We start from the raw sequence: 24,970 nt of genomic DNA, 5'->3' as shown, positions 1-24,970 counted from the left end.
TTAATTTTTTCACAAATTTACTACATCGATTTCGGTTCCTATATACACCAATGCTTTTTTTAACACTTTATATCCCAAATCCTCAATAGCATCTTCATATTCCTGAAGTTGCTGCTTATATTTGGAATTTATTGCTCCGGTTTTATAATCCAACAAATAAGCATTTTTATCTTCTGTAAGCACAACTCTATCTGGTTTTAAAATTTTTCCTTCTTTCTGGATGATGTTATGCTCATTTAAAATCTTGTTTTTTCCTTCGAAACATACATTAATTTCCGGATGATTCACAATATCATGAAGCGTTTTCAAAACCTGCTCTACCTGATCAATCTTTATTAAGCCAGCTTCAATTGCTTTTGTAACCGCCAAATCAATATCTGATTTATCTTTTACAAAAGCCAAAATTTCATGAACAACATTACCGTAAGCAATTGCTTCCTGTTGATGTGTTCCCCACATTAAAGCTTCTCTCTGTGCAATTTTTATATTTTTTGGATTTAAAACTTCTTTGACAACCGGAATCTCTTTTATTGAATCAGTAAATTCAACCGAAGAAGATAATTTTGTGTGATTTCCAAATTCATATTCTAATTTCCCTGAATCATAAATCCCTTGATTAATCAAATACTTAATAAAAAAAGATGCCATATTGCTAGGAAATTCTCCATCTTTTCTTTCGTTCAAAGATTGTGAGATAACATACAATTGTTCTTCAGCACGTGTTAAAGCAACATACAAAACATTAATATTATCTAATAATTCTTCTTGTTTTTTCACATTAAAAACCGCCGAGGCACTTTCGCCAAAACCTTCTACTGCGCTGCTATTATCAATCAAAGCTTTAGGGACACCTAAATCTTCATTTTCAGCATCAAGCCATAATTTATCTTTTGGCTTTCGGTTATAATCTTCTTCAGCAAACGGCATAATCACAACCGGAAATTCTAACCCTTTCGATTTATGAATTGTCATGATACGAACAGCATTATTTCCTTCCGGAGACGGAATACTGAATTTTTCAGCATTTTTATCCCAGTAACTTAAAAAATCGGCTATACCAGCCTGACTCCTCATATCTCTTTCTAAAACAATATCTAGAAAAAACTGCACATAAGCATTCCCTTCTGAAGGAATAAATTTAGAAATGATAATTTCAACTGCTTCGTACAATGATTTTTTTCTAACATCTTCAAAATTTAATGAAACATCAAAAGTCAGAAGCCATTTTTCAAAATCGGCTTCTACTCTATTTGACATTCCTTTTTCAATAAAATCATGAATTGGCATTTCATGATTTATATTGGAAGCTAAAAAATGAAGGAAATTAGCTTTGGATTCTAAATCAGCACTATTATTCAAATATTTCAGAAGATGAATTATCAAACGAACTTCGGTAGCATTCTGAATCATTAAAGTTTCTGAAGACAAAAGCGGAATATTTTGTTCCGTTAAATAATTTGCAATTGCAATTCCCTGACCTCTTTTTCGAGTCAAAATTACGATGTCTCTGTACTGAAAACCCTGCTTAACAACTTTCAGAATTGTATTTAAAGTTGCTAAAACATATAAATCTGATTTTTCAACAACTTCGTCTTCCTCTACAGCATCAGTCTTTTCAATAATTGGAAGAAATGAAATATTTACATATCCTCCTTTTTTTGCATTTGAATTCTGAAAACTATGATTTTCGTACAAATCCTTATAATCTTCGTTTGAAAATTCAGAAGAAATTAATTTAAAAAAAGCATTATTAAAATCAATAACTTCACTATAACTTCTATAATTGGTATTTAAATGCTTTATTTCTTTATCCGGATTATTAAAGGGATTTACATCTTTACTAAGCTCAATAAATTGCTCTGCTTTTCCTCCGCGCCAGCGATAGATTGATTGTTTTGGATCACCAACAATCATGAGCGTTCCTTTATTTCCTAAATCATCCTGACCTGAAAGTGAATTATCAATCAGCGGAATCAAATTTTGCCACTGCATTTCAGAAGTATCCTGAAATTCATCTATAAAAAAATGACGATACTTTTCGCCCAAACGCTCATATATAAAAGGCGCCGGCTGATTCTGAATTTCCCGATGAATAATGGCATTAAATTCTGAAATAGAAAGAATATTTTGTTCTGATTGGATTTTTGCCAATTCATTACTTACTGTATTCAACAGCGAAAGTGGCGTTATATTTTTCAGGAAAGCTTTATAAAAATCTCTTTTTTCGAAATTCTTATAAATCTTGCTCAAAATCTGAAGCAAATCTGGAATTATATTTTCAATTAAAGCTCGGTCTTTAGCCGTTTTATTAATTGCAATATCATCAAACTCATGAAAAGTTTTATTTCTTGGATTGAATTTTCCGTCACGAATACTTTCTAGATGATTTGGAAAAGTACCTCGTGAAAATGATTTCAAATCGATTCCGTTTTTATCAATTAACGAAAGCGCATCTATTGCCCAACCTTCGTTTTCAGATTCCAAATCTTTGCAAAGCGCAAGCATTTTCTTTTTAATCTCGATAAACTCTTCAATAGATTTATCGTGAAAATGCAAAATTTCATTCCGATTATTTTCATTAAGTACCAATCTTCCGGTTTCCAAAATTTCACGAGAAACGTCCCAACTTTTATCATCGTCGGTTTTCTCCATCGTAAAATCAATCAACAAATTGGTCAAAGTTTCATCCTGACCCGCTTGTGCAATTATTGCATCAACCGCTTCAATCAATAAATTTTCAGTATCCAAAGTGACTTCAAAAGTCATTGGAAGATTTAGATCGTGCGCAAAAGCCCGAATTACTTTATGGGTAAATTTATCAATTGTCGAAATATCAAAAGCCGCATAATTATGAATTAAGTGCTTAATAATACTTTGCGATTTAATTTTGATTTTAATGATTGAAAGTCCGGTTTCCCGAGACAAATCTTCCATCAAAGCAATTGCTTTTTCAGAAGGTTCATCTTTAGCAAATTCAGAAAGACTATCAACAATACGGCTTTTCATTTCGTGAACCGCTTTGTTCGTAAAAGTAATCGCTAGTATATTTCGATATGCATCGTTTTTTGGCGAAGAAAGAATAATTTTGAGATATTCTTTAACCAAAGTATAAGTCTTTCCTGAGCCTGCAGAAGCATCATAAATAGAGAAAGACGGACTTTGCATAATTCGATTTTTTGTATGGTAAAAATAGCATTTATAAAACACTATCCATTGAAAAATCTAAAGAATCTGAGAAATCGACAGAATTTAGTGCTTTGGAAAAGCTCTTTTATTGAAAACCAATAATATTCCAACTCCTGTAGAAATAGCTATATCAGCAACATTGAAAATAGCATTGAAAAAAGCAAAATGTTTTCCTCCAAAAATTGGCAGCCAAGTTGGCAAATTCCCTTCCCAGATAGGAAAATAAAACATATCAACTACTAAACCGTGAAACCAAGTTCCGTATGGATTAGGAGAAAAAAGTGTTGCCATAGTGTGCGTGCTGTCATCAAAAATAACTCCATAAAAAACAGAATCTATAATATTACCAGCTGCTCCAGCAAAAATCAAAGCAATCGCCACTACTAAATAAGTAGAATGACGTTTTTTAATCGCATCCGAAAGCCACCATCCAATTCCGAAGACAGCAAAAATTCTAAAAACAGTCAGAATTAATTTTCCGTATTCACCTGGAATTTTTGTTCCCCATGCCATTCCTTCATTTTCTATAAAATGAATCTTAAACCAATCAAATAAAACAACCTCTTCACCAAGAACAAAGTTTGTTTTTACGTAAATTTTTGATAGTTGATCAACAATTAAAACTAAAAATATAAGGAAATACGCTTTTCGTAATGACATTTTATAAAATTTTGATGCGCAAAAATAACTAATTAAATCAAAAAAGCACTTTTTAAGTAACGTTAATTGTTTCGTAATAAATCGAAATCAAACGGATTCGCTTTTTGTATGTGTCAGAAATGCTTTTTCGCAATATAATTTACCGAAATTAAAACTTGAGAAGTCTTATTAAAGCAAAAAGCGCCCCAAAATGGGGCGCTTTTTTTAAGAATGATAATATTATTATCTCTGCAAGTTTTTAGCTTCGATACTCATTGTAGCATGAGGAACGATTTTAAGCCTTTCTTTGCTGATCAATTTACCTGTTACTTTGCAAATACCATATGTTTTGTTTTCAACACGGAATAATGCGTTTTTTAAGTCGCGGATAAACTTCTCTTGACGAATTGCCAATTGAGAGTTTGCTTCTTTAGACATTGTTTCACTTCCTTCTTCAAAAGCTTTGAAAGTTGGAGATGTATCGTCTGTTCCGTTATTCAAATCATTCATATAGGCACTTTTGATCAAATCAAGATCTTCTTGTGCTTTTTTAATTTTTGCTTGGATTATTTCTTTGAACTCCGCCAAATCAGCGTCAGAGTATCTTGTAATTTCATCTATCATGGTATTATACTTTATTTTGAAATTAATATCATTGTTTTAATATCATCAAACTCAATTTCTGTGCCGTTTTCTAAAGCATCCACAAAAACCAAATCATCTGTTAGTGTCTCAGACTTAATATAGTCTAAGTTTTTCAAAACTGCATCTTCTAAAATGCCGTCTCTCTTTATCTGTACCTTAATCTTATCAGTAACTTCAAATCCTGAATCTTTACGGATATTCTGAATTCTGTTTACCAATTCTCTCGCGATACCTTCATTTTTCAACTCTTCAGAAATTGTAATGTCAAGCGCAACTGTAATTCCATTTGAATTTGCAACCAGCCATCCTTCAATATCCTGAGATGTTATTTCGACGTCTTCTAATGATAAAGTTACATTATTTCCAGAAATAACAATATCTAGCGTCCCCTGCTTGTCCAACTCATTGATTTGTTCAGCTGTAAAACCTTGTATTTCCTTAGAAATCAAGCCCATATCCTTTCCGAAACGTGGCCCAAGAGCTTTAAAATTAGGCTTAATCTGTTTAACCAAAATACCAGAAGCATCGTCTAAAAGTTCAATTTCTTTCACGTTTACTTCGGCTTTTACAAGGTCAGAAATCGCTTCAATTTCAGCTCTCTGATTCTCGTCAAGTACCGGAATCATTACCTTTTGCAAAGGCTGACGTACTTTGATCATTTCCTTTTTTCTAAGTGACAAAACCAAAGAAGAGATTGTTTGCGCCTTCTGCATTTTGCTCTCTAACGTTTTATTAACAAAGTTTTCGACAAATTTCGGGAATTCAGCCAAGTGAACACTAGCAAAATCCTCGGTTCCCGTCGAAGCAGTTAAATCGCGATACAATTTATCCATAAAAAATGGAGCAACCGGAGCGCTCAATTTGCTGATTGTTAACAAGCAAGTATAAAGCGTTTGGTAGGCCGCGATTTTATCTTTAGCATATTCACCTTTCCAGAAGCGACGACGACATAAACGAACATACCAGTTACTTAAGTTTTCCTGAACGAATTCAGAAATAGCTCTTGTTGCTTTTGTTGGCTCGTAATCTTCATAACATTCGTCAACAAATTTCACTAGAGTATTCAATTCTGAAATAATCCATTGATCGATTTCTGGTCTTTCGTTTAACGGAATTTCTGCTTCAGCATATTTAAATCCGTCGATGTTAGCATATAACGAAAAGAAAGAATAAGTGTTGTATAAAGTTCCGAAGAATTTACGGCGAACCTCAGCAATTCCTTCAAGGTCAAACTTCAAGTTATCCCACGGATTTGCATTCATGATCATGTACCAACGTGTGGCATCAGGACCAAATTCTTCAATGGTTTTAAACGGGTCTATCGTATTTCCTTTACTCTTAGACATTTTAATTCCATTTTTATCCAAAACCAAACCGTTAGAAACTACGTTTTTATACGCTACTTTATCAAAAACCAAAGTTCCGATTGCGTGTAATGTATAAAACCATCCACGAGTTTGATCTACTCCTTCTGCAATGAAATTCGCAGGAAAATCTTTGTTCCCATCAATTTTATCTTGATTTTCAAAAGGATAATGCCATTGTGCATACGGCATCGCTCCAGAATCAAACCAAACGTCGATCAAATCGCTTTCGCGTTTCATTGGCTGGCCAGAAGCCGAAACCAATGTAATTTGATCCACTACATTTTTGTGCAAATCAATTAAATCATAATTTGATTCAGACATGTTTCCGATTTCAAAACCTTTAAACGGATTTTCTTTTTGAAAACCAGCTTCGATAGATTTCTCGATCGCATTATATAATTCTTCAACAGAACCAATAAGAACTTCTTCTTTTTTGTCTTCAGTTCTCCAAATTGGCAACGGAATTCCCCAATATCTAGAACGAGATAAATTCCAGTCGTTGGCATTTTTAAGCCAGTTTCCAAAACGTCCTTCACCAGTAGATTTAGGTTTCCAATTGATAGTTTCGTTCAGGTCGAACATTCTATCTTTTACATCGGTTACTTTGATGAACCATGAATCTAGGGGATAATATAATAACGGCTCGTCAGTTCTCCAGCTGTGTGGGTAACTGTGCACGTATTTTTCAACTTTAAAAGCTTTATTTTCTTCTTTTAAACGAATTGCGATTTCAACATCTACAGATTTCTCTGGAGCTTGTCCTGCATCGTAATATTCGTTTTTAACGTATTTACCAGCAAGTTCACCTACATGAGAAGTGAATTTTCCTTGTAAATCAACTAACGGAACTGCATTTCCTTCTTCATCCAAAACCAACATTGGCGGTACTTCTGGTTTTGCTTCTTTTGCTACTTTAGCATCATCTGCGCCAAAAGTTGGAGCCGTATGCACGATTCCTGTTCCATCTTCTGTTGTAACGAAATCTCCTGAAATTACTCTAAATGCATTTTCAGCATTTTGATATGGCAACACGTAAGGCAATAATTGCTCATAACGAATTTCTACTAAATCTGCTCCTTTTGCTTCTGCTAAAATTTTGTACGGAAGTTTTTTATCGCCATTTTTCACATTGTCAAAATCAGCATCATCTTCACTTAAGAAAAACCCTTTTCCGAATTGTTTTCCAACCAAATTCTTAGCCAAAACAACATTAATTGGCTCAAAAGTATATTGATTGAAAGTTTTTACTAAAACATAATCGATTTTTGGCCCAACTGTTAAAGCTGTATTCGATGGAAGTGTCCAAGGAGTTGTCGTCCAAGCTAAAATGTGAATATCTCCAAAACCTTGTAAAAAGCTTGGTAATGTTTCTGGCAAAGTCTTGAACTGCGCTACAATTGTAGTATCTGTAACATCTCTGTAAGCTCCAGGCTGATTTACTTCATGAGAAGACAATCCTGTTCCTGCTTTTGGAGAATACGGCTGAATCGTGTATCCTTTGTACAACAAACCTTTATCGTAGATTTGTTTCAAAAGCCACCAAACCGATTCCATATATTTTGGTTTATAAGTCACATATGGATCATCCATATCAACCCAATATCCCATTTTTTCGGTCAAATCATTCCATACGTCCGTATAACGCATAACGGTTTTTTTACACGCTTCGTTATATTCTTCGATCGAAATCGTTTTGCCAATATCTTCTTTTGTAATTCCTAATTCTTTTTCAGTACCCAATTCTACAGGCAAACCATGAGTATCCCATCCGGCTTTTCTTTTTACCTGAAAACCTTTTTGAGTTTTATATCTGCAAAAAATATCTTTAATCGCACGCGCCATTACGTGGTGAATTCCTGGTAATCCGTTTGCTGAAGGCGGGCCTTCAAAAAACACGAAAGGCTCAGCACCTTCGCGAGTTGTAACACTCTTTTCAAATATATTTTCTTTCTTCCAAAAATCAAGAACTTCTGACGCTACTGTTGGCAAGTCAAGTCCTTTGTATTCAGTAAATTTTGTACTCATTTTATCCTTTTCTTAAACGAGGTGCGAAAGTAAGGAATTTTGAGGAAAATAGATAAAAGATAAAGGAAAAAAGACCGATTTCGGGAAATTTCAGGTATATTCCGCAACAAATAATAGCCTTTCAATCGATTTAAGAGAAAACTTCCTTTAAAATCTCTAAAGATTTCGGTTTTTTGAATCCGTCCAAATGAAAACTGTAATAATCAATTAAGATTTTTAGCAGAATTTGCCTTTCTAAAACATGAAAGATTTTTTGATCATTATCAAATTTCAAATCGAGTAATTTTCTAAGTAAACTGGTTTCGTGTTCTGAAAGCGTATTTACTCCAGAAAAATGCGTAAAAATACCATCAATCATTTCAAAATGAGGCAAATTTATTTCTGAAATATCAGGATAAAAACCTAAGTATTTGGTGATTTCTAAAAGTAAAATCAAATGAAAATTGGAAATTTCTTCATGATGATCCAGCCAAGTCAGAGCGGTTTCTAAAAAGAGAAAAAGCTGTTCGTTTTTTTCTTCTTCCTGAATAGAATAATGAAGCATTTCAGACAAAAACATCACCATTGTACTTTTCACAATATCAGTATGTATGCTCTGAAACGGAACGGCACTTTTTATTTCTTTGAAATTTTCCAACGTTCCTTTGTTTTTATGAACGGCTTCAATTTCTAAAATCGAAAAAGGCTGAAAATAAGCAATCTTCTGGCTCGCTTTCCTACTCGAAAAAGCATCGCGCACAAAATACGATTTCAGTCCGCTTGAAAGTGTAAAACATTTCACAATCAAACTTTTTTCCTGAAATTTTAAAGACGAGATTACTATTGCTTTGGTTTTAACAAGCATTTTTAAATTATTTAGACTTTGGGCAATTCTCTAATTTTCTAATTAGCATATTATCTAATTATCATCACTTTCTTGACTTTAGTTTCACCGCCATCCTGAGCAGAAATAAAGATCATATATACGCCTGAAGAAACTTTATATTTCCCAAAAGCGGTTGTATCCCATTCAATTGTTCCTCCTTCTGAAGTTGTTTCGTAAACCAAATTCCCTTCGATGTCTGTGATTTTAATATTGGCTTTATCCAATAATCCCGCAACTTTTACAGTTCCTGAATAGGTTGGCCGAACTGGATTTGGATACACATAAACATTACTCAAATCTTCGTTGGCTTCAGTGGCAATTCCGCCAAAAGAGATCAAACCTTTATTGGTTGCAATAAAAACTTCACCCGTTGTACTATTGATTTTAATTTCATTTATGGCGTTGCTTGGCAAAGGCGAATTACTGATTGTAAAATGATATTTCGTTTCCTGACCATTTGGAGAAACCATAAAAACTCCAGAATCACTTGTTCCAATCCATTTATTATTGGCTCCATCAACCGCAATTGTGGTTATAAATTGCTCGTAAAGAAGTTCCTGAGCCAAATTATCTTCCATAATAATTATCGGATTTGCCTTTAGCTGGCTGTCATTCTGAAAATTTCCAACATTGGACAAAACACGCAATCCTTTTGTTGTCCCAATCCAAAGCTGATTTTTAGTATCAATCGCAAGCGCTCTGACATCGGCAACTGGAAGATTTCCAGCATCTGCACCAAAAGTCATTTTTTTGAAAGTATTATTCGTTTCATTAAAACCAATAACACCGTCACGATTTGTTGCAATCCATTTTACACTATTTTTATCTACTAAAATACTGGAATAACTACTGGCTTGAGCATCATCTAAAATTGAAGTCATCGCATAACTTCCCCATTGATTATTCGATTTCAAAACCTTCAATCCGTTTTTAATTCGGCTATTAGTTATCCAAAGATTTCCTGTTTTATCAAAAGCTGTCGCATTTATACGAACATCAATATAATTTGGTCCTTCAGTCGTAATCGATTCTAAACCGCTATTTTTTTCATTATACAAAAGATTCGGAACATCATTTTCGATTCGCAATAAGCCTGAAAAAAAAGAACTTGCATAAACTTGTTTCTCATTCTTTGGATTAACAATAACTCTTGTCATCGACTTTGCATTATACACATCAGAATAAGGAATATTCAACCAACCAGAAGTATTGTATTTACTAACCCCATAACTATCTAAATCATACGGATTATAATACGTGTCATAATCTCCATAAACAGCCCAAAGAACACTTGGAGTTACATCCATTGAAAAAATATTATTTCGGGCCGGCCCAGAAGGAGTATTATTTACAAATGCAGAACTACTTGAAAGCGATGATGAAAACAAACCTTTTTCTTTTGTTCCAATGAAAATCACATTGCCCACTGAAGTTGCACAAGTAAAATTTAAAGTATTATCCAATACCTGAGCATTAGAAATTTGGCGAATTAATATCATTTGATTGCTATAAACATATACAGCATTTTTTATGGTTATAAACAAATTATGATTTTTTGCACGCATATCAACCGAAGCTTGTGGAAGCTGCGAAAATCCAACAAAATTGCTAGCGTTAAATCGATGAATATACCCCGAAGAATTAATCGCAATCAATTCTGCATCTAAACTTTCAACACTTGACCAATCACCAGTATTTACAACAGACCATTGCTTAAAATCATTTAAATTTGGATTTGTAATATCGGCGCGTCTTATTCCACTTGAAGTTGCGGCATAAATAAATCCATTAAAAAAAGTTGTTTGTTTAACACTGATTTCGGCGCCGTTATCTCCTATAAAATATGTATCACCAAATTTGAGAGTTGTCAAATTAAACTGTACAATTCCAAAATCGCAGGAAACATAAACCAAACCATTATGCTCCATAAAATGATTGATTTTTTTTAGATTAGGAGCCAATTGTTTATTGATGATATCCACAATTTTAAGCATGCTTCCGTCCGATTCATTAATTACAATCATCAAACCATTTTCATAACCTACAATTGTTTTCTTAAAGGCTTCACTATAATACATAGCCGAAATAGTCTGGCCTGAAAGTCCGTCAACAGTAGTAATGGTTTTAGTTGTATTTGTTGTTGCGTCTTTTGTAAACAAAGCATTTTCTGAGGCTGCAAAAACCGCAGTAGAAGATCCTGAAATATCTTTTATTTCGTTGAACGAAAAATAACCCTGCCATGACAATTTGTTCTGTGAAAAACTAAATTGAAACAAGAGTATAAACAAAATATACAGAAACTTTCTTTTCATTATTTTACGTATTCGAATAAACAAATATACTACAAACGGAATTATTTGTTTTTTGTTCTTTTTATAAATAAAAAAAACCTTCAAATGTCCGGAGACAAATGAAGGCATTTCAAAAAACTATAACTAAAAATTACACTACACCTTGAGCGAGCATAGCATCGGCAACTTTAACAAATCCTGCAATGTTTGCTCCTTTTACGTAGTTCACATAGCCATCTTCTTCAGCGCCATATTTTTTACATTGGTTGTGAATTCCAACCATAATGTCTTTTAATCTTAAATCCACTTCCTCACTTGTCCAGTTTAGACGAATAGAGTTTTGTGTCATTTCCAATCCAGATGCAGCAACACCACCAGCATTAGCTGCTTTTCCTGGAGCAAAAAGTACTTTATTATCTAAGAAAAGTTTAATTGCATCTAATGTAGAAGGCATATTAGCCGCTTCAGTTACACATAAAACGCCATTATCAATCAATTTCTTAGCATCTTCTCCAGTTAACTCATTTTGAGTTGCGCATGGAATTGCGATATCTACTTTTACTTCCCAAGGACTTTTTCCTTTATGGAAAATCGCATTTGGATATTTCTCTAAATATCTTTCTGCTCTATTATCTCCAGTAGCTCTCATTTCAACCATATGGTCGATTTTTTCTCCGGAAATTCCGTCTTCATCATAAATATAACCATCAGGTCCAGAAATTGTAACTACTTTACCTCCTAATTCATTTACTTTTAAAGCTACTCCCCAAGCCACATTTCCAAATCCTGAAATAGCTACTTTTTTACCTTTAATCTCATGTCCGATAGTGCGAAGCATTTGATCTGTAAAATATACCACACCATAACCTGTAGCTTCTGGTCTGATTAATGAACCTCCGTAAGCCAAACCTTTTCCAGTTAAAACTCCAGTAAATTCATTTCTGATTCTTTTATATTGTCCAAACAAATAACCAATTTCTCTTGCACCTACTCCAATATCTCCTGCAGGAACGTCAAGATCTGGACCAATATGACGACATAATTCTGTCATAAATGATTGGCAAAAACGCATAATTTCAGCATCCGATTTTCCTTCTGGATCAAAATCAGAACCACCTTTTCCTCCACCCATTGGAAGTGTTGTCAAACTATTTTTAAAAACTTGTTCGAAAGCAAGAAATTTTAAAACTGATAGGTTTACAGTGTGATGAAATCTAATACCTCCTTTATAAGGTCCGATTGCAGAGTTCATCTGAATTCTAAATCCACGGTTTACAATAATTTCTCCTTTATCATCTACCCACGGAACTCTAAATATTATTGATCTTTCCGGTTCAGCAATTCTTAAAAGAATATTCTTTCCATCATATTTTTTACGCTCAGATATAAACGGAATTACAGTTTCTGCAAATTCTCTAACAGCCTGAAGAAATTCTGGTTCGTTTGGATTTTTTGACTCAACCAGAGCCATAAATTCATTTATTTTTTGTTCCATTTTTAAATAAATTATTCAAATAATAGTTTTTAGCTTAAAATCAATTATAATAAGAAAAACGCCTTAAAGAAAACGTTTTCGTAACAACATGCAAAGATAAGGCAAAACAATCATGAATTGTTATTTTTTTTCGTTTTTAGAGAAGAATTGTGTAATTTCTAAACAAAAATTAAAATACAATTTTACACCTCTGATTTTACATCAAATCACTGCACTTAAAGTCAGAAAATTAAGTGTTTTGTTACTAAATTTTTAATACAAGAATTTATTATTTTGATTAGACAACCTTTTTTATATATTTGCCAAGATTTGAAAGCCCAAATACTATGCTCAAACCCGTAATTATCACGCTATTTACCATTCTTGGTATCAGTACTGCAGTAAACGCCCAATCTGATCTCGCTCAAGAAATAGGAATATTCGCAGGACCTGTAACACTGCAATCTGATTTTGGTCAGAGAAACAACTTTGACACTAACGTCGGAAACACCGGATTTGGGATTGGAGTTATGCATTTCATCAACTTCTCAGCAGCCAATAATCGTGAAAGTTTTTTTACTGAACACTTTAAAGTAAGATCTGAACTTTCATTTAGCCATACTGAACTTAAACATTTTGGACGATGGGTTGACAAAAAGCCAGAAACGGTATTTGTTAACATGCTTAAAAACATGAAGGCAACTTCAACTACAGTAGGAATAGGATCTCAATTAGAATTTTCTTTTATCAAGATACACGATTTCGAAAACACAGTTGGTAGCTTCAGTCCGTATTTAAGTCTTGGGTTTCAGGTAGACTATTATTCTGCAAAAGTAGGCTCTAATTTAGGAGACCTGACACTTCCAAATGTAACGATAGGAAAATATTTAACTCCATCAGACGGAAGAGCACACGGGTTTTCTACTGAAACCGGAATCGTTTTAGCTGCAACCGGAGGAATTGGTGTTCATTACAAACTAACAAAAATGGACGATTTAATGTTTGAAACTCGTTTTAAGATGTACAGTAATGACTGGATTGATGGTCTAAATCCTAACAAAGACATTTATAAAGAAAACAAGTCAAACGACTGGCAAGTATGGTTTAACTTTGGATACATCTATTATTTAGAGTTCTAGAGAAATTCCAAAATAGAAAAAATCCCAAATTCCAAAATAATCAAAATTGGAATTTGGGATTTTTTATTGCTATTTTTTTTAAGATAAAGCTTGCTCTAAATCGGCGATTAAATCTTCAGCATCTTCAATACCAACACTTAATCTCACTAAATCATCAGTTATACCAACCTCGGCTCTTTTATCTGCAGGAATCGATGCATGCGTCATTAAAGCCGGATGATTTGCCAAAGATTCTACTCCGCCTAAAGATTCTGCTAAAGTAAATACTTTCAGTTTCTCTAAAAATGCAATCGAATCTTCTTTTTTACCTGAAACAAAAGTAAACGAAACCATTCCGCCAAAAGCTTTCATTTGCTTTTTAGCAATTTCGTGAAAAGGATGATTTTTTAATCCTGGATAATAAACCGTTTTAATTTTAGGATGATTACTCAAAAATTCTACTACTTTTTCTCCATTTTCACAATGTCTTTGGACTCTCAAAGAAAGTGTTTTAATTCCTCTTAAAACTAAGAAACTATCCATTGGTCCTAACGTTGCGCCAGTTGCAAATTGCTGAAAATGCAATTGATCTCCTAAAGCTTCATCTTTTACAATTAAAGCTCCGGCAATAACATCAGAATGTCCTCCCAAATATTTTGTCGCTGAGTGCATCACAATGTCAGCACCCAAATCTAATGGCTTTTGTAAATATGGCGTTGCAAAAGTATTATCTACTGCAAATAAAATTTTATGCGCTTTTGTGATTTTGGCAACCTCTTCGATATCAGCCAATTTCATTAATGGATTTGTTGGAGTTTCAACCCAAATCAATTTTGTGTTTTCATTGATTAACGATTTCAATTTCTCCAAATCGGTCATGTCAACAAAATGAAATTTAATTCCAGAATCTTTATAAATTCTAGAAAACATTCTGTAAGTTCCGCCATATAAATCATCCATTGCAATGATTTCATCACCAGCTTTAAATGATCTTAAAATACAATCTGTCGCTGCTAAACCAGACGAAAAAGCAAGTCCGCGAGTTCCATTCTCAATACTTGCCAAAGCGTTTTCTAAAGCTGTACGAGTTGGATTTGAAGCTCGGCTGTATTCATAATCTGCCAAAGGTTTTCCTGGACTTGTCTGAATAAAAGTTGAAGTTTGATATACCGGAGGCATTACTGCACCTGTACTTGGATCATGATGTTGACCACCATGTATTACTTTAGTATTGAATTTCATATAGTTACAAATTTTAATTCTATAAATGCTCTACAAATTTACCGTTTAATTTATTCTAATCCTGAAACAAGTTCTTACCTTTGTATATAATTAACACTTTTTGACATAAAACCACTGTCTGTCAGACTTTTGTGAAATTAAAATTTCATTTCCAAAAAAAGTGTTACCTTTTATATCTGCTAACCAATAACTTTCACATATATGAAACATTATACTTTTTTAGTCTTTTTGTTTTTGATATTCACAAGTTGTAACAAAGAGCTTTCATTTGAAAATGAGACGTTTGAAAAAAAATCTACTATTCCCTGCAAAAGCGATTGTCCTGTAATCACTATTGAAGTTCCAATTGCAAAAAATGTAAAAATTACTGCAGACAGTATTAATAAAAAAGTTTTCAAAGTCGTAAAAGAGATTGTTTATTTTGACGAAAATCCTGCAAAAGCAACCAATTACAATATCCTCACAGAATCATTTATTTCGTCTTATGAAGAAATGCATAAAAAATTTCCAACGGAGACTTTTGGCTGGGAAGGAAAAATCATAGGAAATGTCGAATTCCATTCTGAAGAAATTTTAAACATTAAAATTGATCACTACACTTTTACCGGCGGCGCACATGGTTATCAAGGCTTTAAATCGTTATTATTTGATCCAAAAACCGGAAAAACAATTTTTAACGATCAGTTATTCAAAAACGAAAAAGAATTTAAGGCTTTCGCCGAAAAAAAATTCAGAGAGAAATATAAAATTCCTGCCAAAGCAAATATCAATGCAACAGGTTTAATGTTTGAAAACGACAAATTTCAATTGCCACAGAATATTTTTTATACTGAAGAAGGCCTTCTGTTATACTACAACTCCTATGAAGCCGCTTCTTATGCTGATGGTCCAAAAGAAATCTTATTTCCGTATGATGAAGTAAATCAATATTTGAAATATCATTAAAAAGATTCTAAGGTTCTAAGTTGCTAAGATTCTGAGTTTTTTTTACTCAAATTTAAAAGTTTATTGTACTGCATCTCTATAGAAAACCTTTGTAATTCTGTTACTTTGTACCTTTGTGCCTTTTTTTACTGAACATCATATTTCATTTTACGGAGAATTCTTAAAGCTTCTTTAAACGACAAATACACTTGCGGAAAGGGTTTTAACAACAATTTTGAATCGATAAGTTTTTGTTTGGCTTCGTCAAAACCATTCAGATAACAAATCATAAAAGTAGAAGGAAGATTTTCCAGATCAATCAATTCTCGTTCAGACAAAACGATTCCTTTTTGCAATTTTTGAAGCAATGCCATATTTGAATTGTAAATATGATAAAGCATTTTGCGATTGAATTCGGGAGGATGAAAAAGTATTTTTCGATCGATTTTATAATAACCATTATCAAAAAAACGAATAGTTTGTTCTTCTAGCGGATAGTAACTTGTTTTGTCATTTAATCCAAGCGGAACATATTCTGTAATCGTAAAACTATCATCGTCAAAAATTATCGTTACAACATCCTGAGCCGAGTAAAAAAGTTTAATTTGCTCGTTGATCAACTCAATATCAACACGGGAAAGAAAGGTTTTATCACGTGATTTTTTAGGAACTCCTGCCCAGCAGATCACAAATAATTCTTTAAAAACACGATATTTCGGCGACATATCTTTGTGCCTGAAATTCATAAAATCAATAACGCCATCAAGTGTATACTGAATACTGTTTCGGGAATTATTTTCGATACCAATTACGGTTTCGGTATTTTGATAATTCTTCTCGACTTCTTCATGATTTTCTAAAGGAATTGAATTACTTCCGCGCCTAACAAAAATACTATTTGCAAGAATCGTATGAATGCCTTTTTTAAAATAAGAGATTTTGCTTTTCGGCTTAATTGTAACCAATCCGATTACTTTATCTTTGGGAAGATTTGGAAATGGCACGTTTTCATATTGAATCTTCGGCGGATTTTCCAAAAAAGCGTTTACGAGATTCTGAATTCGGCTGTCATCGAAGAAATCGTCTCCAACAATTTCATTATCCTGATCTTCAACACCAACAACAATATAAGAGTTATTCGTTGGATTTGAATTTGACAATGCGCAAATGTGCTTCAGAAACTTTCCTTTTCCTTCGCGCGTATGCAAATTCAGCTGCCTTTTTTTATCATAAAAACTGCTCTCGTCGTTGTGAGCAAGTAAATTCTTTATCAAAAGGCGCTTATTAATCATTTAATTTAGATTATGAGACTTCTTAGAAATTTAGACTTCTTAGATTATGATTTTCAGATTCCTAAGATACTCTAAAGATCTAAATTTCTAAGAAGTCTAACGATCTAATTTTAAATATTTTTCTTGACAATTGTCGCTGAGGCTTGAGCTGTCGGGAAAACAATTAAATCTGCAATATTAACATGATACTTTCTTGAAACTACAAAATGAATAATGTCTGCAATATCTTCTGCCTGAAGCGCATCTAAACCTTTATATACATTTGATGCTCTGTCGGCATCGCCTTTAAAACGAACTTCACTAAATTCAGTTTCTACCATTCCTGGATGAATTGCACCAACTCTAATTCCGTACGGATTCAAATCCATTCGCATTCCGTTGTTGATGGCATCTACAGCGTGTTTTGAAGCGCAATAAACGTTTCCATTTGGATAAACTTCTTTCCCTGCAATTGATCCGATATTGATAATATGTCCCGCTTTTCTCTCGATCATCTGCGGAATAATTGCCTTAGAAACATACAAAAGTCCTTTTACATTAATATCAATCATAGCATCCCAATCATCAATATCTCCATTTTGAATCGGATCTAAACCGTGTGCATTTCCAGCATTATTGATTAAAACATCAATTGTTGAAAAATCTTCTGGCAAAGAACTAATTTCTGAGAAAACAGCATCTTTATCCCGAACATCAAAAGATAAAGAATATACTTCTGTAAAAGCCGAAAGTTCTTTTTCTAATTCTTCTAAACGATCTTTACGTCTTCCGCAAAGAATAACTTTATAATTGTTTTTTGCCAATATTTGTGCGGTTGCTTTTCCAATTCCGCTTGTTGCTCCAGTAATTAGGGCTGTTTTTTTCATTTTAAGTATTTGTTTTTACCCACGGATTTTACAGATTAAACAGATTTACACTGTAATTTTTTAAACCTGTTTAATCTGTAAAATCTGTGGGCCAATATTTTTATTTACGCAACATCATCGCCCATACTTTCTGTCCAGATGGCAAACCAGTCTTCTTTGTCCATATCTAATTCAACTGCTTTTAATAAAGATTGAATTCTGGCAACGTTAACAGTTCCTGCAATTGGAATAACTCCTGCCGGATGTTTTAAAATCCAAGCTAATAAAAGTGTATCCGCACCTAAATGATATTTTTCCAAAAGCACTGAAAACAGTTTTTTCAAGCGGCGTGTTTTTTTAGTATCTTCTCTAAAAACAGTTCCAAGCGGATTCCATGACAACGGACGAATTCCGTGCGTTTGCATATAATCCAAACTTCCGTCGGTCATTGCTTCAAAATGCGTTGCCGAAAATTGCACTTGGTTAAAACTTACTTCTGTTTTCTGACGAATTAATTCGGTTTGAGAACTTGTAAAATTCGAAAGTCCGAAATCAATAATTTTCCCTTCCGATTTTAATTTCTCAACTGCTTCAGCAATTTCATCAGCCTGCATCAGCGGACTTGGTCTATGCAATAAAAAAACGTCGATAAAATCTGTTTTGAGTTTCTTTAGTGATTCTTCTACAGACCAAATTATATAGTCTTTAGAATAATCATAATGTTTGATTTTTGTGTTGCGGTTTTCATTCACCAACTGAATACCGCATTTTGTAATTAATTGTACTTTTTCGCGGGAAATTTTACTTGCTTTAAATGCTTTTCCAAATTCAGCCTCGGTGGTATAGTCGCCGTAAATATCGGCGTGATCAAAAGTGGTAATTTTGTTTTCGATACTAATTTGTATCAAGTTTTCCATTTCTTTAGCCGAAAGGTTTTTGTCCCAGATTCCCCAATTCATAGTGCCTGAAATAATAGGCGATAATGTTGTTTTACTCATGGTTATATTGCGTTATTTTTGGTAATAAATATGCTTTTTAAAAACATATCCATCAAAGTTCTTAAAAATATAAAAATAGATTCACAATTCGTCCTTAAAATTAGGTGTTTGGTCGAAGTTTTAACCATTCTTTAACATCTTACTTCTCAAAAAATATTCAATTTGCACTCTCAAAAACCGGACGTAAAAATCAAGAGTTTAAAAAAGCTTTTAAAAACATTTATATGGAAGAAAATACAACGACTTTAGACATTAGAGCGATCAATGAAAAAATTGAAAGAGAAAGTGCTTTTATAGACCTTCTTACAATGGAAATGAACAAAGTTATTGTGGGCCAGAAACACATGGTCGAACGTTTATTAATTGGTCTTTTAGGACAGGGACATATTTTACTTGAAGGAGTTCCTGGTTTGGCCAAGACTTTAGCAATTAACACGCTATCTCAAGCGGTTCAGGGTTCTTTCAGCCGTATCCAGTTTACGCCCGATTTATTGCCTGCCGATGTTATCGGAACAATGATTTACAATATTAAAGCAAACGAATTCTCTATTAAAAAAGGGCCAATCTTTGCTAATTTCGTACTTGCGGATGAAATCAACCGTGCTCCTGCAAAAGTACAATCTGCACTTCTTGAGGCGATGCAGGAAAAACAAGTAACTATTGGTGATACCACTTTCAAATTAGATCGTCCATTTTTAGTATTAGCAACTCAAAACCCGGTTGAACAAGAAGGAACATACCAGCTTCCTGAAGCTCAGGTTGACCGTTTCATGCTAAAAACCGTTATCGATTACCCAAAAATTGACGAAGAGCGTTTTGTAATTCGCCAAAACTTAAAAGGATCTTACGAAAAAGTAAACCCAGTGGTTTCTGTAGAACAAATTTTACGTGCACAAGAAGCTGTTCGTGAAGTTTATATGGATGAAAAAATTGAGAAATATATCTTAGATATCATTTTTGCTACACGTTACCCAGAAAAATACAAATTAGCCGATTTAAAACCGCTTATCAGTTTTGGAGCTTCTCCTCGTGGAAGTATCAACTTGGCTAATGCTGCTAAATGTTATGCTTTCATCAAACGTCGTGGTTATGTAATTCCAGAAGACGTTCGTGCAGTTGTTCACGATGTTTTACGTCACAGAGTTGGAATCACTTACGAAGCAGAAGCAGAAAACATTACTTCTGTAGACATTATCAACAAAATCGTTAACGAGATTGAGGTACCTTAAAAAGTTGATGGTTGATAGTTATTTGTTGATGGTTTATGCGCCATCAACCAACAACCACAAACCATAAACCAAACAAAAAATGGATACAAAAGAGCTTTTAAAAAAAGTACGGAAAATAGAAATCAAGACCAAAAGATTGAGCAATCACATCTTTTCGGGAGAATACCACTCTTCATTTAAAGGACGAGGAATGACGTTTAGCGAGGTGCGTCAATACCAATACGGAGATGATATTCGTAACATCGATTGGAACGTAACCGCACGCTACAACGAAGCTCACGTTAAAGTATTTGAAGAAGAACGCGAATTGACCATGGTTTTAATGGTTGATATTTCGGGTTCTGAAGGTTTTGGTTCAAAAACTCAGTTTAAAAAAGACATCGTAACCGAAATTGCGGCAACGATGGCTTTTTCGGCTACACAAAACAACGATAAAATTGGATTGATTTTATTTTCTGATAATGTTGAATTGTATATTCCACCAAAAAAAGGCCGTTCACACGTTTTAAGAATTATTCGTGAATTAATCGAATTTGAACCAAAAAGCCACAAAACCGATATTTCTGAAGCTTTAAAATTTTTATCAGGAACTCAGAAAAAGAAAGCCATTGTTTTTATGATTTCAGATTTCATGTCTGAAAATTATGAGCAAACGTTAAAAATTGCTTCAAAAAAACATGACCTTACCGGAGTTCGCGTGTATGATATTCGTGAAGAAAAAATTCCAAATTTAGGAATGGTAAACATGCTGGATGCAGAGACCGGAAAAACAATTTTGGTTGATACAGGTTCAAAAACAGTTCGAATGAACTATGAAAAACATTATCACGAAAGAGTAAATTATTTCAAGGAAACTTTCAGCAAATCTGGCGCTGGCGTAGTAAATACCAGAGTCGATGAAAATTATGTAACTAAATTATTAGGCTATTTCAAGTCTAGATAATTATCCTGAAACTTCGGGATTAGAGGGTTAGAATATTAGATTTTAAAATATCGTTTTTCAATTATAAAAAATATAATCTGCTTAAATCTGTGTCATCCGTGTTCTATTTTTAAGCATCGTTTTAGACTAAAATCTGAAATCAAAAATCAAATGAAATTAAAATTTTACATATTTCTATTTTTGCTTACATCGGCGGTTTTTGCACAGCAAAAGCAAGTCGAAACTAGTATTGATACTACAAAAAACAAAATTGGAGCTGAGTTCAAGCTTACGCTGAAAACAGTTGTGAGTTCAAAATCGAAAGTTGTTTTTCCTAAACAAAAAACCTTTGGACCATTAGAAGTCATTCAATCGTATCCAGTTGATACTGTAAAGAAAGACGGTAATTATGAACTGATCAAAAAATATGGACTAACACAATTTGATTCTGGAAAATATGTAATTCCGAGTGTTACGATTTTAATCGACAAAAAACCGTATTTCTCTGATTCTATCAAAGTTGAAGTTGCCAACGTAAAAGTCGATACTTTACAACAAAAAATGTACGATATCAAAGACATCAGCACTGCGGACGAAGGCATTGGAAACTGGTGGATATATGTTTTAGCATTATTGATTATTCTTGGTATTGGTGCATTTGTATATTGGTACGTAAAGAAACGTCAGCAAAAGAAAATCGAAGAAGAAGTTTATAAGACTCCTATCGAAAAAGCAACAAGCTTATTAAACAATCTAGAACAAAAAGAACTTGTTCAAAAAGGCGAAATCAAAGAATATTATAGTGAGCTTACTGATATTGCAAGAAATTATATTGAAGAAGCAATTCACATTCCAGCAATGGAAAGCACAACTTCTGAATTAATTCAGGCAATCAGAACGGCTTCAACTAAAAAGAAAATGACACTGACGCCTGAAACCGTTGAAAATTTAGAGCGAGTTTTACGTCAGGCGGATTTGGTAAAGTTTGCAAAATCAAAACCTTTGGATTTTGAAATTACTGAAGACCGAAACAAAATTCAAAAAGTGATTTTAACACTTGATAATGCAATTCCGACGGAAATTCCATCTGAAGAAGATGAATTACTTAATGAAGCTCAAAGACAAAAACAGATTAAACTTCAATTAAAGAAACAAAGAAATAAACGAATTACGATTGCTGTCGCAGCTGTTTTTGGTTTATTGATTGTAACGACAGCTGTTTTAATTGCTGTAAAAGGTTTCACTAATGTAAAAGATACCCTTTTAATGAACCCAACAAAACGCCTTTTGGAAAGCGAATGGGTAAAAAGTGAATATGGAAATCCAGGAGTTTTACTTGAAACGCCACAAGTTTTAAAACGAGTGGACCCGCTAAAAGTTCTTCCGAAAGATGCAATGGCTTTGATTAAGGAAATGCAGCTTTTTGTTTATGGAGGTATGACGGACAATTTTTACATTGCGGTTTCAACGAGTAAATTTAAAACACCGACTGAAATCGATTTGGCAAAAACATTAGAAGGTTCATTAAAAGTTATTGAAGCCCAAGGCGGACAAAATATAATTGTAAAACAAGAAGATTACCAAACAAACGAAGGTGTTCAGGGCTTAAAAGGATATGGAACGATGACAGTTATAAATCCTCTTACCAAAAGCAGTACAAAAGTGTATTATGAAATTCTTTTGTTTAAACAAGAACAAGGATTGCAGCAAATTATTATTTCACACGAAGAAGGCGACAGCTACGGAAATACAATTACAGACCGAATTTTAAATTCTGTTGAACTTAGAAAAGCTAGTAACTAATGGGAAAGATCACTTTTTTAAATCCAGAATTCTTTTGGCTGTTTCTTTTGATTCCGGTTGTGATTGCTTGGTACTTCTGGAAACGAAACCAACAATCTGCAACTTTAAAAATGAGTTCAACTGTAGGTTTTAAAAACAGCGAATCACTGTTGACAAAACTAAAACCGTGTTTATATGTTTTCAGGATTCTTGCTTTATGTTCATTAATTATTGCTTTAGCAAGACCAAGAACAGTTGACATCAGCAATCAGACCAAAACAACTAAAGGAATTGATATTGTAATGGCAATTGACGTTTCTGGAAGTATGCTGGCAAAAGATTTGAAGCCAAACCGTATGGAAGCTTTAAAAAGAGTAGCTGCAGATTTTGTTGGCGAAAGACCAAATGACCGAATTGGATTGGTTTTATACGCATCAGAAGCTTATACCAAAACTCCAGTTACAAGTGACAAAGCCATTATTTTGGAAGCAATAAAGGAAATCAAATATGATACTGCTTTACAAGATGGAACTGGAATTGGAATGGGATTGGCAACTGCCGTAAACCGATTAAAAGACAGTAAAGCAAAAAGCCGCGTTATTATATTATTGACAGACGGTGTAAATAATGCCGGATTTATTGAGCCTGAAACTGCTGCAGATATTGCAAAACAATATGGAATCAAAGTTTACACTATTGGTCTGGGAACAAATGGAATGGCCGAGTCTCCATATGCATATGGCCCGAATGGCGGTTTTTTATTCAAAATGCAAAAAGTAGAAATTGATGAGCAGTTAATGAAAAGCATTGCCCGCAAAACTGACGGAACGTATTTTAGAGCAACCAGCAATGACAGATTAGCCCAAATTTATAATGCAATCAATAAATTAGAAACAACAGAAATACAGGAATTGAAGTTCTACGATTATGACGAAAAATACCGATTTTTTGTTTCATTGGCAGTCTTTTTATTATTGTTGGAAGTTGGTTTAAGAAATACGGTTTACAGAAGCTTCATTTAATTTTGGATTAAAAAAAATCTAAAATCTAAATTCAGAAATTTAAAATGGAATTAGACGAAAAAAAATATTTATACCTTTTATTTTTACTACCAATTTTGGTGTGTATTTTTCTTTTCAATGTGTATTGGAAACGAAAAAAACAACGCGAATTTGGTGATATAGAAATGGTCAAAAAACTGAGCCCTGAAAGTTCTGTTTTTAAACCAGTATTAAAATTATCGATTATCCTTTTGGCGCTTGCCTGCTTGATTATTGGACTTGTAAATCCAAAAATTGGGACAAAAATGGAAACCGTTAAACGAGAAGGAATCGATATTGTTTTTGCTGTCGACGTTTCTAAAAGTATGCTAGCCGAAGATGTTGCGCCAAATCGTCTTGAAAAAAGTAAACAAATTGTTTCGCAAATCATCAATCAGTTAGGAAGTGACCGAATTGGAATTGTAGCTTACGCTGGAAGTGCTTTCCCGGTTTTACCAATTACTACTGATTATAGTGTTGCCAAAATGTTCCTGCAAAGTATGACTCCAGATATGGTTTCATCTCAGGGAACTTCGCTTGATGAGGCAATTCGTTTATCGTCAACTTATTTTGATGAAAAAAGCAAAACAAGCAAGTTATTGATTCTGATTTCTGATGGAGAAGATCATTCTGAAGGCGCTTCTGCAGCTGCCGAAGAAGCCAATAAATTGGGAATGAAAATCATTACAATTGGAGTTGGAACTGAAAAAGGAGGAACAATTCCGTTAAAAGAAAATGGCATTGTTAGAAATCATCAGAAAGATCAAAACGGAGAAATTGTTATAACCAAATTAAATCAGGAAGGCTTAAAAACTATTGCAAAAGCAACAAAAGGCGGTTATGTTTACGGTGGCAATACCAAAGAAGTTTTGGATTATGTAAAAAACGCTTTAAACAACATTCAGAAAACAGAGTTTGAAGCAACACAAATGGCCGAATTTCAATCACAATTTCAATGGTTTCTTGGTTTCGCTTTTCTATTATTATTCTTAGATATTTTCCTTTTGGAAAGAAAAACAAACTGGATAAAAGAGTTGAATTTATTTAATGAAAAGAAATAATTGTTCCGCAAAATTCCCGGAACAA

The 24,970-nt window shown here is 33.5% G+C and carries 18 protein-coding genes; 7 read left to right on the top strand and 11 right to left on the bottom strand.

What is annotated here, in order from left to right; genetic code table 11:
• Window positions 1-9: 9 nt before the first annotated feature.
• The 7 genes from ACNFIH_RS14120 to gdhA form a co-directional block, all read right to left on the bottom strand.
• Complete coding sequence (locus ACNFIH_RS14120; protein WP_426483637.1) at window positions 10-3,165, bottom strand: UvrD-helicase domain-containing protein; 3,156 nt, start codon at window positions 3,163-3,165, stop codon at window positions 10-12.
• An 84-nt stretch (window positions 3,166-3,249) separates the two neighbouring features.
• On the bottom strand, window positions 3,250-3,846 hold the full coding sequence (locus tag ACNFIH_RS14115; protein WP_426483636.1) for a lipoprotein signal peptidase: 597 nt from the start codon (window positions 3,844-3,846) through the stop codon (window positions 3,250-3,252).
• 222 nt (window positions 3,847-4,068) lie between these two features.
• Window positions 4,069-4,449 (bottom strand): TraR/DksA family transcriptional regulator, encoded by a 381-nt coding sequence (locus ACNFIH_RS14110; RefSeq protein ID WP_012022792.1) that lies wholly within the window; start codon window positions 4,447-4,449, stop codon window positions 4,069-4,071.
• 11 nt (window positions 4,450-4,460) lie between these two features.
• Window positions 4,461-7,862 (bottom strand): isoleucine--tRNA ligase, encoded by a 3,402-nt coding sequence (gene ileS / locus ACNFIH_RS14105; RefSeq protein WP_426483635.1) that lies wholly within the window; start codon window positions 7,860-7,862, stop codon window positions 4,461-4,463.
• 130 nt (window positions 7,863-7,992) lie between these two features.
• The gene (gene recO / locus ACNFIH_RS14100) at window positions 7,993-8,706 is read right to left on the bottom strand and encodes a DNA repair protein RecO (protein ID WP_426483634.1); all 714 of its coding nucleotides are present in this window, start codon (window positions 8,704-8,706) and stop codon (window positions 7,993-7,995) included.
• Window positions 8,707-8,756: 50 nt separating this feature from the next.
• Window positions 8,757-11,039, bottom strand: a complete 2,283-nt coding sequence (locus ACNFIH_RS14095; RefSeq protein ID WP_426483633.1) for a T9SS type A sorting domain-containing protein — start codon at window positions 11,037-11,039, stop codon at window positions 8,757-8,759.
• A gap of 130 nt (window positions 11,040-11,169) precedes the next feature.
• A complete protein-coding gene (gene gdhA / locus ACNFIH_RS14090; protein WP_035653078.1) occupies window positions 11,170-12,513 on the bottom strand; it encodes an NADP-specific glutamate dehydrogenase in 1,344 nt (447 codons plus the stop codon).
• A 326-nt stretch (window positions 12,514-12,839) separates the two neighbouring features.
• On the opposite strand from gdhA, the gene ACNFIH_RS14085 reads away from it, so the two are divergent.
• Complete coding sequence (locus ACNFIH_RS14085; protein ID WP_426483632.1) at window positions 12,840-13,631, top strand: THC0290_0291 family protein; 792 nt, start codon at window positions 12,840-12,842, stop codon at window positions 13,629-13,631.
• 78 nt (window positions 13,632-13,709) lie between these two features.
• Here ACNFIH_RS14085 and ACNFIH_RS14080 read toward each other — a convergent pair whose 3' ends face one another.
• Complete coding sequence (locus ACNFIH_RS14080; RefSeq protein WP_035653075.1) at window positions 13,710-14,852, bottom strand: cystathionine gamma-synthase; 1,143 nt, start codon at window positions 14,850-14,852, stop codon at window positions 13,710-13,712.
• Window positions 14,853-15,053: 201 nt separating this feature from the next.
• Between ACNFIH_RS14080 and ACNFIH_RS14075 the strand changes: the two genes are divergently transcribed.
• Window positions 15,054-15,797 carry a DUF3298 domain-containing protein gene (locus ACNFIH_RS14075; protein WP_426483631.1) on the top strand — a complete coding sequence of 248 codons (744 nt, stop codon included), beginning with the start codon at window positions 15,054-15,056 and terminating at the stop codon, window positions 15,795-15,797.
• A 125-nt stretch (window positions 15,798-15,922) separates the two neighbouring features.
• Here ACNFIH_RS14075 and ACNFIH_RS14070 read toward each other — a convergent pair whose 3' ends face one another.
• The 3 genes from ACNFIH_RS14070 to ACNFIH_RS14060 all read right to left on the bottom strand — a co-directional run bounded on the left by ACNFIH_RS14070 (window position 15,923) and on the right by ACNFIH_RS14060 (window position 18,911).
• Window positions 15,923-17,068, bottom strand: a complete 1,146-nt coding sequence (locus tag ACNFIH_RS14070; protein ID WP_035653073.1) for an ATP-binding protein — start codon at window positions 17,066-17,068, stop codon at window positions 15,923-15,925.
• A gap of 110 nt (window positions 17,069-17,178) precedes the next feature.
• The gene (locus ACNFIH_RS14065) at window positions 17,179-17,934 is read right to left on the bottom strand and encodes an SDR family NAD(P)-dependent oxidoreductase (RefSeq protein WP_426483630.1); all 756 of its coding nucleotides are present in this window, start codon (window positions 17,932-17,934) and stop codon (window positions 17,179-17,181) included.
• A gap of 104 nt (window positions 17,935-18,038) precedes the next feature.
• Entirely contained in the window at window positions 18,039-18,911 is an 873-nt protein-coding gene (locus tag ACNFIH_RS14060; RefSeq protein WP_142451508.1) for an aldo/keto reductase, read from the bottom strand.
• Between the two features lie 224 nt (window positions 18,912-19,135).
• Here ACNFIH_RS14060 and ACNFIH_RS14055 point away from each other — a divergent pair, with 224 nt between their 5' ends.
• The 5 genes from ACNFIH_RS14055 to ACNFIH_RS14035 all read left to right on the top strand — a co-directional run bounded on the left by ACNFIH_RS14055 (window position 19,136) and on the right by ACNFIH_RS14035 (window position 24,945).
• The gene (locus ACNFIH_RS14055) at window positions 19,136-20,140 is read left to right on the top strand and encodes an AAA family ATPase (protein ID WP_017497457.1); all 1,005 of its coding nucleotides are present in this window, start codon (window positions 19,136-19,138) and stop codon (window positions 20,138-20,140) included.
• A 79-nt stretch (window positions 20,141-20,219) separates the two neighbouring features.
• Window positions 20,220-21,083, top strand: a complete 864-nt coding sequence (locus ACNFIH_RS14050; protein ID WP_035653065.1) for a DUF58 domain-containing protein — start codon at window positions 20,220-20,222, stop codon at window positions 21,081-21,083.
• 150 nt (window positions 21,084-21,233) lie between these two features.
• Complete coding sequence (locus tag ACNFIH_RS14045; RefSeq protein WP_426483629.1) at window positions 21,234-22,865, top strand: hypothetical protein; 1,632 nt, start codon at window positions 21,234-21,236, stop codon at window positions 22,863-22,865.
• A complete protein-coding gene (locus ACNFIH_RS14040) occupies window positions 22,865-23,866 on the top strand; it encodes a vWA domain-containing protein (RefSeq protein ID WP_426483628.1) in 1,002 nt (333 codons plus the stop codon). The genes ACNFIH_RS14045 and ACNFIH_RS14040 overlap by 1 nt, the downstream gene beginning before the upstream one ends.
• Before the next feature lie 44 nt (window positions 23,867-23,910).
• The gene (locus ACNFIH_RS14035; RefSeq protein WP_035653057.1) at window positions 23,911-24,945 is read left to right on the top strand and encodes a vWA domain-containing protein; all 1,035 of its coding nucleotides are present in this window, start codon (window positions 23,911-23,913) and stop codon (window positions 24,943-24,945) included.
• The last annotated feature ends 25 nt before the right edge of the window (window positions 24,946-24,970 follow it).

Origin of the sequence: Flavobacterium sp. 2 (assembly GCF_049949195.1) — a bacterium.
Taxonomy (GTDB): Bacteria; Bacteroidota; Bacteroidia; order Flavobacteriales; family Flavobacteriaceae; genus Flavobacterium.
This window is presented reverse-complemented; position numbering and strand designations above follow the sequence as displayed.